Origin of the sequence: Streptomyces sp. NPDC048612 (genome assembly GCF_043199295.1) — a bacterium.
Lineage (GTDB): Bacteria > Actinomycetota > Actinomycetes > Streptomycetales > Streptomycetaceae > Streptomyces.
This window is the reverse complement of record NZ_JBICVV010000017.1, coordinates 132,856-149,686: the sequence shown is the minus strand read 5'-3', so window position 1 is coordinate 149,686 and position 16,831 is coordinate 132,856. Positions and strand designations below refer to the sequence as shown.

Below are 16,831 nucleotides of genomic sequence, written 5' to 3'. Positions count from 1 at the left end.
TGAGGGGGTGAGGTGGTGCGGGGGGACGACGGGCGCCCGGCGGGCGGGGGTCCCGTCCGGGCGCCGCGTCCCGGAGGTTGACCCTAGGAGGCCGAAAGACGACGCTGAAGTGTACGTTTCCTCCACTCACCACCCTCCGATGTGGATGGTCCGCACATGCCGCAGCCGATGCCCCCGCCGTCCACCCCGCCCGTGCCGCTGGCCGGCCTCCTCGCCCGTACGGATCTGGGCCTGCGCCAGGTCGCCGGGCCGCGCGAGGGCGTCGCGATCCACTGGGTGCACACCTCCGAGATGGCCGACCCGGTGCCGTACCTCCTGGGCGGCGAGATGCTGCTGACGGCGGGGATGCATCTTGCGGAGGTGACCCGCCCTGACGCCTACCTCGACGGCTACGCCGCCCGTACCGTCGCCGCCGGTGCCGCCGCCCTCGGCTTCGGGATCGCGCCGGTGCACGACACCGTGCCGCCCGCCCTGGTGGCGGCCTGCGACCGGCACGGCCTGCCGCTCGTCGAGGTCCCGGCGGGCACCCCGTTCACCGCCGTGGAGAGCGCCGTGTGGCAGGCCGTGACGGAGGCCCGGCACCGCGAGCTGACCCGGCTCAGCGAGGCGCAGCGCGCCCTCGCCGCGGCCGCCGCCCGCCCCGACCCGGCGACCGCCGTGCTGCGCGCCCTCGCCCGCCATGTGCACGGCTGGACCGCGCTGCTCGCCGCGGACGGCGCGGAACACGCCTCCGCCGGCCCCCGTCCCGCCCCCGCCGTCCGGGCCGCGGCCGGCCGGCTCGCCCAGGTCATCGGCGCCGGCGGCCCGTCCTCGGCCACCGACACGCTCCCCGGCACCTCCCTGTCCGCCTACGCCCTGACGGGCCGCGGCGGCGACCGCCGGGCGCCCGCGCTGGTCGTCGCCGCCGACCCGCACGACCCGCCCGCGCACGCCATCGCCGGCGTCGCCGCCGTCCTCCTCTCCCTGATCGCAGGCCCGGCCACCGCCCACGGCCCGGCCACCGCCGCGCACTCCGCGGCACTGGTCCGGCTGCTGCTCGGCGCCCGCCCGGCCGATGTCGCCCCGCTCCTCGGCGCGCCCCTGTGGACCGTCGTCCACGCCGAACGCCGCCGCGACACCACGGAGTCGGCGGCCTCCCTGGCCGCCGCCCTGGGCACCTCCCTCGTCGCCCCGGGTGCGGCCACCGAATCCCCCGCCCCTTCAGGGGCGCACCCCGGTGACGCCCGCGGGGCGGCGGCCCGCTCCGAGGTCGGCACCGAGGCGGCCACCGCCCCCGGCGCCACCCCGGCCCTGCGCGCCCTGATCCCCGCCGACCACGAGATCACCGCGCACCCCGGCTGGACGCTCGGCGTCAGCGAACCCGCCGCCATCGCCGACCTGCCGGCCGCCGACCGGCACGCCGCCTCCGCCCTGCGCCGCGCCCTCGCCGGCCGCGCCGCCCTGGTACGCCACCGCACCCCCGGCCCGCACAGCGTCACCACCCTCGTCGCCCCCGGGGACGCCCGACGGCACGCCCAGGCCCTCCTCGCCCCGCTGACCGACTCCCCACCACTCCTCGCCACCCTCCACAACTGGCTCGCCCTGCACGGCAGTTGGGACCGCACCGCAACCGCCCTCGGCATCCACCGCAACACCGTGCGCCAGCGCATCACCCGCATCGCCGCCCTCCTCGACACCGACCTGGACGACCCCGACGCCCGGATGGAGCTGTGGTTCGCCCTCCGCTCACTGGACCGGGACGCAGGACCGTCCTGACGGGCGCCGCGGCGGGGATATGAAGGGTGACGGGCCGTTGTGGCCCCGGCCCCGGACATGCCACCGGCCCGCCACGGTCGCTTCCGTGACGGGCCGGGGTGGTCCGGTACCGGGGCGCGGCCCGCGGGCACGCGCCGGTGGGACTACTCCCCCTGCCGCCCCGCCGCGATCTGCCGGGACATGATCGTCGTCAGCTCGTACGCCGTGTGCGAGGCCGCGACGGCGGTGATCTCCGCGTGGTCGTACGCGGGCGCGACCTCGACGACGTCCGCCGAGACCAGGTTGCAGGACGCGAGCCCGCGCAGGATCTCCAGGAGCTCGCGGGAGGTCATGCCGCCCGCCTCCGGCGTGCCGGTGCCGGGGGCGTGCGCCGGGTCGAGGACGTCGATGTCGATGGAGATGTACAGCGGGCGGTCGCCGATGCGCTGGCGCAGCTGGTCGGCGACCTCGTCGACGCCGCGGCGCATGACATCCGCCGAGGTGACGATGCCGAAGCCCATCTTCTCGTCCTCGTCGAGGTCCTTCTTGCCGTAGAGCGGGCCGCGGGTGCCGACGTGGGAGAGCGCGGAGGTGTCGAGGATGCCCTCCTCGACGGCGCGGCGGAACGGGGTGCCGTGGGTGTACTCGGCGCCGAAGTAGGTGTCCCAGGTGTCCAGGTGGGCGTCGAAGTGCAGCAGCGCGACCGGGCCGTGCTTCTTGGCGACGGAGCGGAGCAGCGGCAGCGCGATGGTGTGGTCGCCGCCGAGGGTCATCATCCGGGCGCCGCCGGCGAGCAGGTCGTCGGCCGCGGCCTCGACCGTCTCCACGGCCTCGTTGATGTTGAACGGGTTCGCGGCGATGTCACCGGCGTCGGCGACCTGCGCGAGCGCGAACGGGGACGCGTCCTGGGCCGGGTTGTAGGGACGCAGCAGCCGGGACGCCTCACGGATGGCGTTGCCGCCGAAGCGCGCGCCGGGGCGGTAGGAGACACCGGTGTCGAAGGGGACACCGACGACGGCCACGTCGGCCCGGCCGCCGACCTCGTCGAGGCGGGGCAGGCGGGCGAAGGTCGCGGGCCCGGCGTAGCGGGGGACGCGGGAGGAGTCGACGGGGCCCACGGGCCCGTTGGATGCGCTGGCTGCGGTGGTCATGAGGGTGAGATTAGGGAGCGCCGGGCGCCGGGCCCATGGACATGTGCGTACCCGGGGCCGAGGCCGTTCGACATTTTGTCCAGCGGCCCCGCACGGCGATGACCAGGCACGACGCAGGCACGACGGGGTCCGCAGGGCGGGTGCCGCCACTCCGGCAGCCACTCCGGCACCCGCACGGGGTGTCCGCGCTGCGGAACTCCCCCGCCCCGGAACAGGTGTGCGGGCACAATGGGCGCTATGCCGATAGCCTCCGCAGCCCCCACGCGCGCCGAACTCGTCGACCATCTCGTCCGCACCCGGATCGCCGGTGATGTCGCCACCCCCCGCGAGAACAACCTCGCCCACTACCGCAGGCTCGCCAACGGCGACCGCCACTACTGGTTCGGCCTGGAGTTCGGCGACCGCTGGACGGACGAGCAGGACGTACTGGCCGTGATGGCGGAGCGCTGCGGCGTCATCGACGATCCGCACCACCGGCAGGGGCAGGACACCATCGACCCGGAGCTGACGGTCGACGCGCTGGACCGGACGGCCGCGGTGCTGCGCAAGGCGGCCGCCGGGCAGCACCGGGTGCTGTTCGCGACGGGCCACCCGGGCGGCCTGCTCGACGTCCACCGGGCGACCGCCGAGGCGCTGCGCGCGGCGGGCTGCGAGATCGTCGTCATCCCCGACGGGCTGCGGGCGGATGACGGCATGGTCTTCCAGTTCGGCGACGTGGCGATGCTGGAGCGCGGTGCGACGCTCTGGCACACCCACTCCCCCGAGCCGATGGCCGCCGTCCTGGACGGCCTGGAACGGGAGGGCCGCCCGCTGCCGGACCTCGTGATGGCCGACCACGGCTGGGCCGGCTGCGCGGGCCAACGCGGCATCGACGCGGTGGGCTTCGCCGACTGCAACGACCCGGCCCTCTTCCTCGCCGAGTCCGAAGGCACCCTCCAGGTGACGATCCCCCTGGACGACCACGTCCTCAGCCCGCGCCACTACGACCCGCTGACGGCTTATCTGCTGGACGCGGCGGGGTTGCGCTGAACGGCTGCCCCATGAGGGGCACCTCGGCGCTCATGGGTGAGCCCCTCGCGACGAGAATCGCGGGGGGGACCCATGAACGCGGCCGCTCAGGCGCGGTGTTGCACCTGCGCCGGCCAGTGGTCCAGGACATCGCACAGATAGTTCAGCTTCTGGTCGATGTGTTCCGCCCGGAGCCGCCCTCGACGCCAGGCCCCTGCTGAGAGTTGAGGCTCACTTGCGGTGCGTCCCGTCGCCGGGCGGCATGTCACCGTCCGGGGGCGGCGGAGGCGGGGGCGTCCAGGGCTGACCGGGGTGCCCGTCCCCGCCGTCTTCTCCACCTTGCTGCCCGCCCTCGGCAGTGGCGATGTTCCGCGTGCGCATTCCACCTCTGCCCTCCGCGACGCGACGCACGTCCCGCAAAGCAGCACTCAACTGCTCCCCGAGGAATCGGAGTTGCCGATCCGTCGCCCTACCGTCCCCGAGCAGGTCGGCCGCGTGATCGAGCAGCCCGTCCGCCATGTCGAGTTGCATGTCCTCGATACGGTCCGCGACACGGGAGAGGCCGCTCTCGCCTCCGCCGTCGCTCACGAGGAAGCAGGTCTTCCCGTCAGGACTCACCCACGGCAGCAGGCGCGTGGTCCGTGACTCGCTCATCGCGACGCCACCTCCACCCACAGGACGCGAACACGAGGACATCGACGTTGCCGCGAAAGACCTACGGACACGGGGAACCACCGCCTTGCTCCTGGGTTGCACCAACACACAGACCGTATCGCTATTCACGAAAGGCAGCAAGGCGACCTCGGGGTGGCGCCCCGCAGGAGTCGCTTACCGTGTAGGCGAAGGGTTGAGATCACCTGTCGCCAGGAGGACGTGTGGGTACCAGCGAGTGGGTCAGCACCTCGATGCCGTATCTGACGCCCCGCGAGAAGGGGCAGCCCGATGCCTGGGGCGCGGAGACCGCCGCCCGTGGCCGCCGTGGCAGCCAACGCATCGTCCACGCAGGGGAGATCGTGGCACCGCCCGAGATCGCGGAACTCCTGGGAATCGCGGACGAGAACGTCGTCGTACGCCGTCGCGTGATGTACGTCGACGACGTGCCCTGCGAGCTGACCGATACCTACTACCCCCTCCACATCGCGCGAGGGACCCGTCTGGCCGGGGCGGCCAAGATTCCCGGCGGCGCCATCTCGCTCCTCGCCGGCCTCGGATACGTCGGCGCCCGGGTCCAGGAGGACGTCGTCGCGCGGATGCCCGGCCGCGAGGAACGCGAGGCACTGCGGACCGGTGACGACGAACCGGTCCTCCAGCTGACACGGCTCACACTCGACGCGCACGACCGGCCGATCCAGGCCGACAGGATGGCGATGCCCGGACGCCTTCAGCGGCTGCGCTACGAGATCAAGATCGGATGACTGTGCCGAGAACCGAAGACGACGCGTACGACCGCCGTTCCCTGCACGAACGGATCGCCGCCGACCTGCGCGACGAGGTCATGAGCGGTGACCTGGAACCGGGCGCGAAACTGCCGTCCACGACGCACCTCAAGGCGCGGTTCGATGCTTCCGGCGCCACCGTGCAGAAAGCGCTCCAACTGCTCAAGGACGAACGCCTTGTCGTGGGACGCGCCGGAGCGGCAGTGACGGTACGGGAACACCGGCAGCAGACCATGCGGCCCGCCTCCTTCATGGCGCCCGCAGGCCCCGGCGAGCAGTACCGCTGGCTCACCGAGACGACGAAGCGCGGAGGCCGGGCGCACAGCGAGCTGCTGGAGGTCACCGAGACCACGCCGCCCAGTGATGCCGCAGCGGCCCTGGATCTCCCGGACGGCGGAATGGCGCTGCTTCGCCGCCAGATTCTCCTGATCGACGACGAACCGGTCGAACTGGTCAAGTCCTACTACCCGTTGGACATCGCCCGCGGTACCGCGATGACGGAACGCCGCAGGATCAGGGGCGGTACGCCCACTCTCCTGGCCGAACTGGGTTACCCGCCCCGCCTCAGCGTCGACCGGGTCTCCGCCCGCGTCCCCACTCAGGAGCAGTACGAGGCCCTCCGCCTTCCGAGCAACCTGCCCGTCCTCAGGACCCTGCGAGCGGTCTACAGCGACGGCGAACGGCCCATCGAGGTCACGATCATGGTCAAGGCGGGCCATCTCCATGAAATCCAATACGAGTTCGCACCGGAGTGAGGCACGCTACCGGCGGCAACCCCTTGAACGACCCATGTCCTCAGCCTGCCCCATGACGAGCCGCTGACCGCTTGTCTGCTGGTTGCGGCAGGCCGGACTGAGGGGCCCGGCCTGGACGGGCGGGCCCGGCGAGGGCCACCACGCCGCCGCACGAACCACGGCGAGCACACGCCGATGGGCCGGTCCCCCCGAGCCACGGAATTCAGGGAGCCCGGCCCACCGGCCGATCTTGGGGTGCGCGGCGGCTAATCCCGCGGCACCCGGATGACCCCCTCCTGGATCACCGACGCCGCCAACTGCCCCTCCGCGGTGAAGATGCGGCCCTTGCCCAGGCCGCGGCCGCTCTGGGCGGTGGGGGACTCCTGGTCGTAGAGGAGCCATTCGTCGGCGCGCAGGGGGCGGTGGAACCACATCGCGTGGTCGAGGCTGGCGCCGACCACGTCGCCGACCGCCCAGCCGCCGCGGCCGTGGGCGAGCAGGATGGAGTCCAGCAGCGTCATGTCGGAGACGTAGGTGACCAGGCAGATGTCCAGCAGGGGGCGGGGGATCTCGCCGTCGTCGTCGAGCTTGCCCTGGGTGCGGAACCAGACCTGGGACCTGGGCTCGCGCACCTCGCCGACGGTCGCGTAGGGCGGCTCGTCGACGTAGCGCAGGTCGATCGCGGCCCGGGCCTCCAGCAGCCGGTCGGCGACGGCCGGGGTGAGGTACCGGCCGGCGTGTCGCGGCAGGATCTCGGCGGGGCTGGGCAGGGTCAGCGGGTCCGGCGCCGGCGGCATCGGCTCCTGGTGCTCCAGGCCCTCCTCGGCCTCCTGGAAGGAGGCCGAGAGGTGGAAGATCGGCTGGCCGTGCTGGACGGCGACGACCCGGCGGGTGGTGAAGGACCGGCCGTCGCGGATGCGGTCGACGGTGTAGACGATGGGCGCGCCCGGGTCCCCGGGCCGCAGGAAGTACGCGTGCAGGGAGTGCGGCGGCCGGTCGGCGGGGACCGTGCGCCCGGCCGCGACCAGGGCCTGGGCGGCGACCTGGCCGCCGAAGACCCGGGGCACGACCGAGGCGCGGCTCTCGCCCCGGAAGATGTCCTGCTCGATCCGCTCCAGGGAGAGCAGACCGAGCAGCGACCTCAGTGCGTCGTTCACGTGCGCGGGGCCCTTACGGCCTAGAGGCCCATGGACTTGGCGATGATGGACTTCATGACCTCGCTGGTGCCGCCGTAGATGCGGTTGACGCGGTTGTCGGCGTAGAGGCGGGCGATCGGGTACTCGTTCATGTAGCCGTAGCCGCCGTGCAGCTGGAGGCACTTGTCGATCACACGGTGCGCGACCTCGGTGCAGAACAGCTTGGCGCTCGCGGCCTCGGCCGGGGACAGCTCGCCCGCGTCCAGGGCCTCCAGGGTGCGGTCGGCGACGGCCTGCGCGGCGTCCACCTCGGCCTGGCAGGCGGCCAGCTCGAACTTGGTGTTCTGGAAGGAGGCGACGGTCTTGCCGAAGATCGTGCGCTCCTGCACGTACTCCTTGGCGAACCGGACGGCGGCCGCGGCCTGGGCGTAGGCGCCGAAGGCGATGCCCCAGCGCTCCGAGGCGAGGTTCAGGCCCAGGTAGGAGAAGCCCTTGTTCTCCTCGCCGAGCAGGTCCTCGACGGGGACCTTGACGTCGACGAAGGCGAGCTCGGCGGTGTCGGAGGTCTTCAGGCCGAGCTTGTCCAGCTTGCGGCCGACGGAGTAGCCCTCGCTCTTGGTGTCGACGGCGAAGAGCGAGATGCCGAAGCGGCGGTCGTCCTCGCGCGGCGCGGCGGTCCGGGCGCAGACGATGACGCGGTCGGCGTGCACGCCACCGGTGATGAAGGTCTTGGCGCCGTTGAGGACGTAGTGCGTGCCGTCCTCGGAGAGCTTCGCGGTGGTCTTCATGCCCGCGAGGTCGGAGCCGGTGCCCGGCTCGGTCATCGCGAGGGCCCACATCTCCTCACCGGAGACGAACTTCGGCAGGAAGCGCTTCTTCTGCTCGTCGGTGGCGAGCATCTTGATGTACGGCAGGCCGAGCAGCACATGCACGCCGGAGCCGCCGAAGGTGACGCCCGCGCGGGCGGTCTCCTCGTACATCACGGCCTCGAACTTGTACGAGTCGATGCCCGCGCCGCCGAACTCCTCGTCCACGCGGATACCGAATATGCCCAGCTCGGCGAGCTTGTAGTAGAAGTCGCGCGGCGCCTGGCCCGCGGCGAACCACTCGTCGTACACCGGCACGACCTCGGCCTCGATGAAGGCCCGCAGGGTCTCCCGGAACGCCTCGTGATCCTCGTTGAACACCGTACGGCGCATGCCATGGCCTCCTTAGACCGCCGCGTCTGGCTAAGCGCTTGCTCAGCTTCTCTACGAAGCGAAAGCTACCCGCCAGTCACTAAAGCTGTCCAGAGGAGAACGGCTCCCGGTGGGCGACGCCACACCCACCCCGCGCACCACAGCCCCGTCCCGTGAAGGCCGCGTCCCGCCCGGTGCGCACTACGCCCCCGGCACGCCCGCCGCGACCGACTCCCCCGCCGCCTGCTCCCCGTCCGACGCCTCCGCGGCCACCGCGCCGAACGCGCCCAGCGCGAGCCGGTGCAGCAGCTCCGCCATGTCCGTACGGCCCGGCAGGGAACCCGGGCGGCCGAGGTGCGGGGTGGAGTTGAGCAGGCCGAAGACGGCGTGCACCGCGGCGCGGGCCCGGGACTCGGAGGGCCCCGGGTGGACCCGGCGGACGACGTCCACCCACAGCTCCACGTACTGCCGCTGGAGCTGGCGGACCCGCTTGCGGTCGGCCTCCCGCAGCCGGTCCAGCTCCCGGTCGTGCAGGGTGATCAGCGGCCGGTCGTCCAGCGCGAAGTCGATGTGCCCGTCGATCAGCGCGTCCAGCACCGCCTCGGGGCTCCCGCCGCCCTCCGCGACCCGCATCCGGCCGCCCGCGAGCAGCCGCTCGCTGATCCCGACCAGCAGCTCGGCGAGCATCGCGTCCTTGCCGGCGAAGTGCCGGTAGAGGCCGGGGCCGGAGATGCCCACGGCCGCCCCTATCTCGTCCACACCGACGCCGTGGAAGCCGCGCTCCGCGAAGAGCCGGGCGGCCTCCTTGAGGATCTGCTCGCGGCGGCTGGTCGGGGCGGAGGACTGCGCATTGCTCATGCCGTCGATTGTAGACAGCCGGGTTAGTGCTCGTTAACCTGAAGGCACATGTGGTTAACGCCCATTAACCCGGATGGCCCGGCGGCCGCCGACCGCGGCACCGGGACAGCAGACCGAGCAAGGGGGCTCGTACTGGTGACTCCACCCATGACTGAAGTCACGGGCTTCCTGCGGCGTCAGTCACGTAGCGACGCAGAGGGCCAGCCCGGCCCTGTGAAGGATGTTCAGTGCGCCGACGTGGTCCGCGTTCGCGGCGAAACCACAGGAGACACACTCGAAGGTCGCTTGGGTCACGCGGTTCTCCCCGGACACATGCCCGCACTCGGGGCATGTGCGGGAGGTGTTGCGGGGGTTCACCGGGATCACGACACGACCGGCTCTTTCAGCCTTGTGCGCGAGGATGCCCAGAAAACACCCCCAACCCGCATCGTGGATACTCCGGTTCAAGGCGGCTTTCGCTGCGGCGCCGCTCGTAAGAAACCTGCCTTCCCGCCCTGGGGCAGGTCTGGCCTTCGGGGCTCGAACCATGTTCGTGATCCGGAGCTTCTCGTAAGCAATGGCATCGAAGGACCGCACAAGCGCGAGGGCGGTCTTGTGCGCGTGGTCCACACGCTGCCGCGAGATCTTCGCGTGCAGCTTCGCCACCTTGTCGGCCGCCCTGCGGTGCTTCTTCGTCCGTGTGCAGGCCTTCAGGCGCTTGGGGAACCGGTCAAGTTCGCGCTGTGCGTGGGCGAGGGCCTCGGCGTTCTTCCGCCCACAGCGTGGGTTGGGTACATGTTCGCCGTCACTGGTAGTGGCGAAGTGGGCGATGCCCATGTCGATTCCTGCGACCGCACCGGTTGGCGGCAGGAGCTCAGCAGGCACATCGTCACAGGAGAGAACGACGAACCAGCGCTTTCCCTCACGCTTGACACTTACCGTCTTGACCCGGCCCTGTACCGGCCGGTGCCGATGGACACGCACATGACCGACGCCCTGGAATCGGACCCGAGTCTGCGGGTCGTGCGGCGCACTGTCCCAGCGGCAGCCGTCTCCGTCCTTCGGGAACTCCACAGTGTCGAAGTGACCGGCACCCTTGAAGCGCGGATAGCCGGCTTTTTCGCCGGCCTTGACGCGCCGGAAGAACGCCTCGAACGACTTGTTCAGCCTGCGCAGGGTCGCCTGCTGGGAGGAGAACGACCACCGGCCCTGACGCTCCGGATCAAAGCTGCGGATGCCGCTCAGCTGGGCGGACTGGGCACCGTAACGGATCTTCGTCTTCGACGGGTGAGCGTACGCGTCCCGGCGTTCTTGCAAAGCCCCGTTGTAGAGGGAACGGTGATCCGTCAGCATCGCCGCCAGCGCACCCGCCTGCCGCCCCGTAGGCCGGAGCAGGAACTTGTAACTACGGCGCACGGTCCACCACCTCCCTTCCCGCAACCAACCTACGGGCCACCACTGACAACAGTGCAGCTCCCTGCCGAAAGCCGAGGTCGAAGCACTTGAGAAACGGCATTCCCTCCTCACCTGAAGCCAAGGGGCCCCTGCCGGGAAATGTGATGGAGCAGGCACCGGTGCTGGGGAGTACCGCCGATCCGGCGTCCGACTCCTGGCGTGCCAACGAGGCCGCGCACCGCGAGCTGGCCGCGGAGCTGCGCGAGAAGCTCGCGGCGGCCCGGCTGGGCGGCGGCGAGAAGGCCAGGGCGCGGCACACCGCGCGCGGCAAGCTGCTGCCGCGCGACCGGGTGGACGCGCTGCTGGACCCCGGCTCGCCGTTCCTGGAGCTGGCGCCGCTGGCCGCGGACGGGATGTACGGCGGGGCGGCGCCGGCCGCCGGCGTGATCGCCGGCATCGGCCGGGTCTCCGGCCGCGAGACGGTGATCGTCGCCAACGACGCCACGGTCAAGGGCGGCACGTACTACCCGATGACGGTCAAGAAGCATCTGCGGGCTCAGGAGATCGCGCTGGAGAACCGTCTCCCCTGTCTCTACCTCGTGGACTCCGGCGGTGCCTTCCTGCCGATGCAGGACGAGGTCTTCCCCGACCGGGAGCACTTCGGGCGGATCTTCTACAACCAGGCGCGGATGTCGGGGGCGGGGATTCCGCAGATCGCGGCGGTGCTGGGGTCGTGCACGGCGGGCGGCGCGTACGTCCCGGCGATGAGCGACGAGGCCGTGATCGTCCGCAACCAGGGCACGATCTTCCTGGGCGGGCCGCCGCTGGTGAAGGCCGCCACCGGCGAGGTCGTCACCGCCGAGGAGCTGGGCGGCGGCGAGGTGCACGCCAAGACCTCCGGCGTCACCGACCATCTCGCCGAGGACGACGCCCATGCGCTGCGCCTGGTGCGCACCATCGTCTCCACCCTCGGGGAGCGCGAGCCGCTTCCGTGGACCGTGCGGACCGTCGAGGAGCCCAAGGTGGACCCGGCCGGGCTGTACGGGGCGGTGCCCGCGGACTCCCGCACGCCCTATGACGTCCGCGAGGTGATCGCGCGCCTCGTGGACGGCTCGCGGTTCGCGGAGTTCAAGGCGGAGTACGGCACGACGCTGGTCACCGGCTTCGCCCATCTCCACGGCCACCCGGTCGGGATCGTCGCCAACAACGGCATCCTGTTCTCCGAATCCGCCCAGAAGGGCGCCCACTTCATCGAGCTGTGCGACCAGCGCGGCATCCCGCTGCTGTTCCTGCAGAACATCTCCGGCTTCATGGTGGGCCGTTCGTACGAGGCCGGCGGGATCGCCAAGCACGGCGCGAAGATGGTGACGGCGGTGGCCTGCACCCGCGTGCCCAAGCTGACGGTCGTCATCGGCGGCTCCTACGGGGCGGGCAACTACTCCATGTGCGGGCGGGCCTATTCGCCGCGCTTCCTGTGGATGTGGCCGAACGCCAAGATCTCGGTGATGGGCGGCGAACAGGCCGCCTCCGTCCTCGCGACCGTCAAGCGCGACCAGCTGGAGGCGCACGGCGAGGAGTGGAGCGCCGAGGACGAGGCCGCCTTCAAGGCGCCGGTCCGCGAGCAGTACGAGACCCAGGGCAACGCCTACTACGCGAGCGCGCGGCTGTGGGACGACGGTGTGATCGACCCGCTGGAGACCCGGCAGGTGCTGGGGCTGGCGCTGACGGCCTGTGCCAACGCCCCGCTGCCCGAGAAGGACCGCACCGCGCCCGGCTACGGCGTCTTCCGGATGTGAGAGGGATGTCCACAGGAATGGCCACCACCATCGATACCGTCCTCATCGCCAACCGCGGCGAGATCGCGGTCCGCGTCATCCGTACGCTGCGCGCCCTCGGCATCCGCTCGGTCGCCGTCTTCAGCGACGCGGACGCCGACGCCCGCCATGTCCGCGAGGCCGACACCGCCGTACGCATCGGCCCGGCCCCGGCCGCCGAGAGCTATCTGTCCGTGGAGCGGCTGCTGGACGCGGCGGCCCGTACGGGCGCCCAGGCGGTCCACCCGGGCTACGGCTTCCTCGCCGAGAACGCCGCCTTCGCCCGCGCCGTCACGGACGCCGGGCTGGTCTTCATCGGCCCCTCCGCCGACGCCATCGAGCTGATGGGCGACAAGATCCGGGCCAAGGAGACGGTGCGGGAGGCCGGGGTCCCGGTCGTGCCCGGCTCCTCGGGCAGCGGGCTGAGCGACGGGCAACTGGCCGCCGCCGCCCGGGAGATCGGCGTACCGGTCCTGCTCAAGCCGTCCGCGGGCGGCGGCGGCAAGGGAATGCGGCTGGTGCGCGACGAGGCGCTGCTGGCCGACGAGATCGCTTCCGCCCGCCGGGAGGCCCGCTCCTCCTTCGGCGACGACACCCTGCTCGTCGAGCGCTGGATCGACCGGCCCCGGCACATCGAGATCCAGGTGCTGGCGGACGGCCACGGCAACGTGATCCACCTCGGCGAGCGCGAGTGCTCCCTCCAGCGCCGCCACCAGAAGGTCATCGAGGAGGCCCCCTCGGTCCTGCTGGACGAGGCCACCCGCGCCGCGATGGGCGAGGCGGCCGTGCAGGCGGCCCGCTCCTGCGGCTACCGCGGCGCCGGCACCGTCGAGTTCATCGTGCCCGGCAAGGACCCGTCCTCCTACTACTTCATGGAGATGAACACCCGCCTCCAGGTCGAGCACCCGGTCACCGAGCTGGTCACCGGCCTCGACCTGGTGGAGTGGCAGTTGCGGGTCGCGGCCGGTGAGCCGCTCCCGTTCGCCCAGGAGGACCTCACCCTCACCGGCCACGCCATCGAGGCGCGGATCTGCGCCGAGGACCCGGCACGGGACTTCCTGCCGACCGGCGGCACGGTGCTCGCGCTCCACGAACCGCAGGGCGACGGGGTGCGCACGGACTCCGGGCTCTCCGAGGGCGGGGAGGTCGGCAGCCGCTACGACCCGATGCTGTCCAAGGTGATCGCCTACGGCCCGGACCGGGCGAGCGCACTGCGCCGGCTCCGCGCCGCGCTGGCCGGGACGGTCACCCTCGGCGTCACCACCAACGCGGGTTTCCTGCGGCGGCTGCTGGCCCACCCGGACGTGGTCTCCGGTGAGCTGGACACCGGTCTGGTGGAGCGGGAGGCGGCCGGGCTGGTCGACGGCACGGTGCCGGACGAGGTGTACGCGGCGGCCGCCGCGGTGCGCCAGGCCGCCCTGGAACCGGCGGTGGCCGACGGCGGCTGGCGCGACCCGTTCGCCGCGCCGGACGGCTTCCGCCTCGGCGGCGAGCCCGCACCGGTACGCCACTGGCTGCGGGTTCCCGGACACGACCCGGTCGCCCGCGACGTACGGCCGGACGCGGCCGCCGCCCAGGTCACGCCGGACCGCGTGCGGATCACCGTCGACGGCGTGCTGCACAGCTTCCACCGCAGCGGCGACTGGCTCGGCCGGGACGGCGACTCCTGGCAGGTGACGAGCCACGACCCGGTGGCGGCCGCGCTGCGCGGGGCCGGCGGGGCACACGGTGCGGACACCCTGGCCGCCCCGATGCCCGGCACGGTCACCGTCGTCAAGGTCGCCGTCGGCGACGAGGTGGCCGCCGGCCAGGGCCTGCTGGTGGTGGAGGCGATGAAGATGGAGCACGTCATCTCCGCACCGCACGCCGGGACCGTCACCGAACTCGACGTCACCGCGGGCTCGACCGTCGCCATGGACCAGATCCTGGCCGTGGTCGCCCCGCACGAGAGCCCCGACGAGGCCGCCGCGTCCGCGGGCGGCCCCGGGGGCGGGCAGGAGAGCGCCTCATGACCGCGGCCGGACTGCCGATGGAGATCCGCGCGGAGGGGCTGCCCACCCGCGTGCGCATCCATGAGGTCGGCGCGCGCGACGGCCTGCAGAACGAGAAGACCGTGGTGCCCACGGAGATCAAGGCGGAGTTCATCCACCGCCTCGCCGCCGCGGGCCTGCCGACCGTCGAGGCCACCAGCTTCGTGCACCCCAAGTGGGTGCCCCAGCTCGCCGACGCCGAGCAGTTGTTCCCGCTGCTGGGCGATCTCGACCCGCACCGGCTCCCGGTGCTGGTCCCCAACGAGCGCGGGCTGGACCGGGCGCTCGCCCTGGGCGCCCGCCGGATCGCGGTGTTCGGCAGCGCCACCGAGTCCTTCGCCAAGGCCAACCTCAACCGCACGGTCGACGAGGCGCTGGCGATGTTCGCACCGGTCGTGGCGCGCGCCAAGGACGCCGGGGCGGAGGTCCGCGGCTACCTCTCGATGTGCTTCGGCGACCCCTGGGAGGGCCCGGTGCCGGTCGCGCAGACCGTCCGGGTCTGCCGGGCGCTGCTCGACCTGGGCTGCGACGAACTGAGCCTGGGCGACACCATCGGCGTCGCCACCCCCGGCCATGTGCAGACCCTGCTGGCCTCCCTCAACGAGGCCGGGGTGCCCACCTCCCGTATCGGTGTGCACTTCCACGACACCTACGGGCAGGCCCTCGCCAACACCTTCGCCGCGCTCCAGCACGGCGTCACCACCCTCGACGCGTCGGCGGGCGGCCTCGGCGGCTGCCCGTACGCCAAGAGCGCCACCGGAAACCTCGCCACCGAAGACCTCGTGTGGATGCTGCACGGCCTCGGCATCGAGACCGGGGTCGACCTGGACCGCCTGACCGCCACCAGCGTGTGGATGGCCGGGGCCCTTGGCCGGCCGAGCCCCTCCCGTACCCTCCGTGCCCTCTCCCACAAGGAGTGACCCCCATGTCCCTGGACCACCGTCTGCCCGCCGAGCTGGAAGAACTCCGGCGCACGGTCGAGGCGTTCGCGCACGACGTCGTCGCACCGAAGATCGGCGAGTACTACGAGCAGCACGCGTTCCCGTACGAGATCGTGCAGGAGATGGGCCGGATGGGCCTGTTCGGGCTGCCCTTCCCCGAGGAGTACGGCGGGATGGGCGGCGACTACCTCGCCCTCGGCATCGCCCTGGAGGAGCTGGCCCGGGTCGACTCCTCGGTGGCCATCACCCTGGAAGCGGGCGTCTCCCTCGGCGCCATGCCCGTCTACCACTTCGGCACGGAGGAGCAGAAGCGCGCATGGCTGCCCAAGCTGTGCAGCGGTGAGATGCTCGGCGCCTTCGGCCTGACCGAGCCGGACGGCGGCTCGGACGCGGGCGCCACGCGGACGACTGCGGTGCGCGACGGCGGGGACTGGGTGATCAACGGCAGCAAGTGCTTCATCACCAACTCCGGTACGGACATCACCGGACTGGTCACGGTCACCGCCGTCACCGGCCGCAAGGACGACGGCTCCCCGCTGATCTCCTCGATCATCGTGCCCTCCGGCACGCCCGGCTTCACGGTCGGCGCCCCGTACTCCAAGGTCGGCTGGAACGCCTCGGACACCCGCGAGCTGTCGTTCTCCGACGTCCGGGTCCCGGCCGCCAACCTGCTCGGCGAGGAGGGCCGCGGCTACGCCCAGTTCCTGCGCATCCTCGACGAGGGCCGGATCGCCATCGCGGCGCTGGCCACCGGCCTGGCGCAGGGCTGTGTGGACGAGTCGGTGCGCTACGCCAAGGAGCGGCGGGCCTTCGGCCGGGCGATCGGCAGCAACCAGGCCATCCAGTTCAAGCTGGCCGACATGGAACTGCGCGCCCACACCTCCCGGCTGGCCTGGCGCGACGCCGCGTCCCGGCTGGTGCACGGCGAGTCCTTCAAGAAGGAGGCCGCGCTCGCCAAGCTCTACTCGTCCGAGATCGCGGTGGACAACGCCCGCGAGGCCACCCAGATCCACGGTGGCTACGGCTTCATGAACGAGTACCCGGTCGCCCGGATGTGGCGGGACTCCAAGATCCTGGAGATCGGTGAGGGCACCAGCGAGGTCCAGCGGATGCTGATCGCCCGGGAGTTGGGCGTCTCGTAGGGCGTCTCCCGGGGCAGGCCCCGGTGCGGTGAAGGAAGGCGGTCCGGTCGCTTCGGTGACCGGGCCGCCGCCTTTGTGTGCGCCCCTGTGCGCGTCCGCTCCTGTACCCCGGTGTGCCGGGAGCATGCGGCGGCCCGAGGGCGCGCGGGCGCACCACCATGATCCGCCTGCCTCGCTTCGGGGTTTATGACTCCTGGATGCGAGTTCGCCCCCTTTCACGCCGTACCGGCGCGCTCTCCCTCCTGTTTGGCTTGCTCCTGAACACGGCCACTCCGTTCACAGCAGGCCGTTTTGC

At 72.1% G+C, this 16,831-nt stretch carries 14 protein-coding genes; 8 read left to right on the top strand and 6 right to left on the bottom strand.

All coding sequences use genetic code 11. The annotated features are described in order from the left end of the window. Positions 1-156 precede the first annotated feature (156 nt). Positions 157-1,755 carry a PucR family transcriptional regulator ligand-binding domain-containing protein gene (locus tag ACGFN2_RS24525; protein WP_393363824.1) on the top strand — a complete coding sequence of 533 codons (1,599 nt, stop codon included), beginning with the start codon at positions 157-159 and terminating at the stop codon, positions 1,753-1,755. A gap of 143 nt (positions 1,756-1,898) precedes the next feature. Here the strand turns inward: ACGFN2_RS24525 and speB are convergent, their stop codons facing one another. Further along, positions 1,899-2,885 carry an agmatinase gene (gene speB / locus ACGFN2_RS24520; RefSeq protein WP_362611499.1) on the bottom strand — a complete coding sequence of 329 codons (987 nt, stop codon included), beginning with the start codon at positions 2,883-2,885 and terminating at the stop codon, positions 1,899-1,901. A 237-nt stretch (positions 2,886-3,122) separates the two neighbouring features. Here speB and ACGFN2_RS24515 point away from each other — a divergent pair, with 237 nt between their 5' ends. After that, positions 3,123-3,914 (top strand): phosphatase, encoded by a 792-nt coding sequence (locus ACGFN2_RS24515; RefSeq protein WP_393363821.1) that lies wholly within the window; start codon positions 3,123-3,125, stop codon positions 3,912-3,914. A gap of 210 nt (positions 3,915-4,124) precedes the next feature. On the opposite strand, the gene ACGFN2_RS24510 is transcribed toward ACGFN2_RS24515, so the two are convergent. Next, positions 4,125-4,547, bottom strand: a complete 423-nt coding sequence (locus ACGFN2_RS24510; RefSeq protein WP_393363818.1) for a hypothetical protein — start codon at positions 4,545-4,547, stop codon at positions 4,125-4,127. A 221-nt stretch (positions 4,548-4,768) separates the two neighbouring features. On the opposite strand from ACGFN2_RS24510, the gene ACGFN2_RS24505 reads away from it, so the two are divergent. Both ACGFN2_RS24505 and ACGFN2_RS24500 read left to right on the top strand, forming a co-directional pair. Beyond that, positions 4,769-5,308: a UTRA domain-containing protein gene (locus ACGFN2_RS24505; RefSeq protein ID WP_393363815.1), complete on the top strand. Its 540-nt coding sequence runs from the start codon at positions 4,769-4,771 to the stop codon at positions 5,306-5,308. After that, positions 5,305-6,084 (top strand): GntR family transcriptional regulator, encoded by a 780-nt coding sequence (locus ACGFN2_RS24500; protein WP_362611489.1) that lies wholly within the window; start codon positions 5,305-5,307, stop codon positions 6,082-6,084. Before ACGFN2_RS24505 ends, ACGFN2_RS24500 begins: the two co-directional genes overlap by 4 nt. A 245-nt stretch (positions 6,085-6,329) precedes the next feature. Here the strand turns inward: ACGFN2_RS24500 and ACGFN2_RS24495 are convergent, their stop codons facing one another. The 4 genes from ACGFN2_RS24495 to ACGFN2_RS24480 form a co-directional block, all read right to left on the bottom strand. After that, a complete protein-coding gene (locus ACGFN2_RS24495) occupies positions 6,330-7,220 on the bottom strand; it encodes an acyl-CoA thioesterase II (RefSeq protein ID WP_362611486.1) in 891 nt (296 codons plus the stop codon). Between the two features lie 20 nt (positions 7,221-7,240). After that, positions 7,241-8,398 (bottom strand): acyl-CoA dehydrogenase family protein, encoded by a 1,158-nt coding sequence (locus tag ACGFN2_RS24490; protein ID WP_362611484.1) that lies wholly within the window; start codon positions 8,396-8,398, stop codon positions 7,241-7,243. Between the two features lie 180 nt (positions 8,399-8,578). Further along, positions 8,579-9,235, bottom strand: a complete 657-nt coding sequence (locus tag ACGFN2_RS24485; protein WP_362611481.1) for a TetR/AcrR family transcriptional regulator — start codon at positions 9,233-9,235, stop codon at positions 8,579-8,581. A gap of 180 nt (positions 9,236-9,415) precedes the next feature. Then, entirely contained in the window at positions 9,416-10,630 is a 1,215-nt protein-coding gene (locus tag ACGFN2_RS24480; protein WP_393363810.1) for an RNA-guided endonuclease InsQ/TnpB family protein, read from the bottom strand. Positions 10,631-10,773: 143 nt separating this feature from the next. Here ACGFN2_RS24480 and ACGFN2_RS24475 point away from each other — a divergent pair, with 143 nt between their 5' ends. The 4 genes from ACGFN2_RS24475 to ACGFN2_RS24460 are packed head-to-tail and all read left to right on the top strand — an operon-like array spanning position 10,774 to position 16,536. Continuing rightward, positions 10,774-12,405: a carboxyl transferase domain-containing protein gene (locus ACGFN2_RS24475; RefSeq protein ID WP_362611478.1), complete on the top strand. Its 1,632-nt coding sequence runs from the start codon at positions 10,774-10,776 to the stop codon at positions 12,403-12,405. A 17-nt stretch (positions 12,406-12,422) separates the two neighbouring features. Continuing rightward, positions 12,423-14,435, top strand: coding sequence for an acetyl-CoA carboxylase biotin carboxylase subunit (locus ACGFN2_RS24470; protein WP_393363858.1), 2,013 nt, complete (start codon positions 12,423-12,425; stop codon positions 14,433-14,435). Then, on the top strand, positions 14,432-15,373 hold the full coding sequence (locus ACGFN2_RS24465; RefSeq protein WP_362611472.1) for a hydroxymethylglutaryl-CoA lyase: 942 nt from the start codon (positions 14,432-14,434) through the stop codon (positions 15,371-15,373). The genes ACGFN2_RS24470 and ACGFN2_RS24465 overlap by 4 nt, the downstream gene beginning before the upstream one ends. Positions 15,374-15,378: 5 nt before the next feature. Continuing rightward, the gene (locus tag ACGFN2_RS24460; RefSeq protein WP_393363806.1) at positions 15,379-16,536 is read left to right on the top strand and encodes an acyl-CoA dehydrogenase family protein; all 1,158 of its coding nucleotides are present in this window, start codon (positions 15,379-15,381) and stop codon (positions 16,534-16,536) included. Positions 16,537-16,831 lie beyond the last annotated feature (295 nt).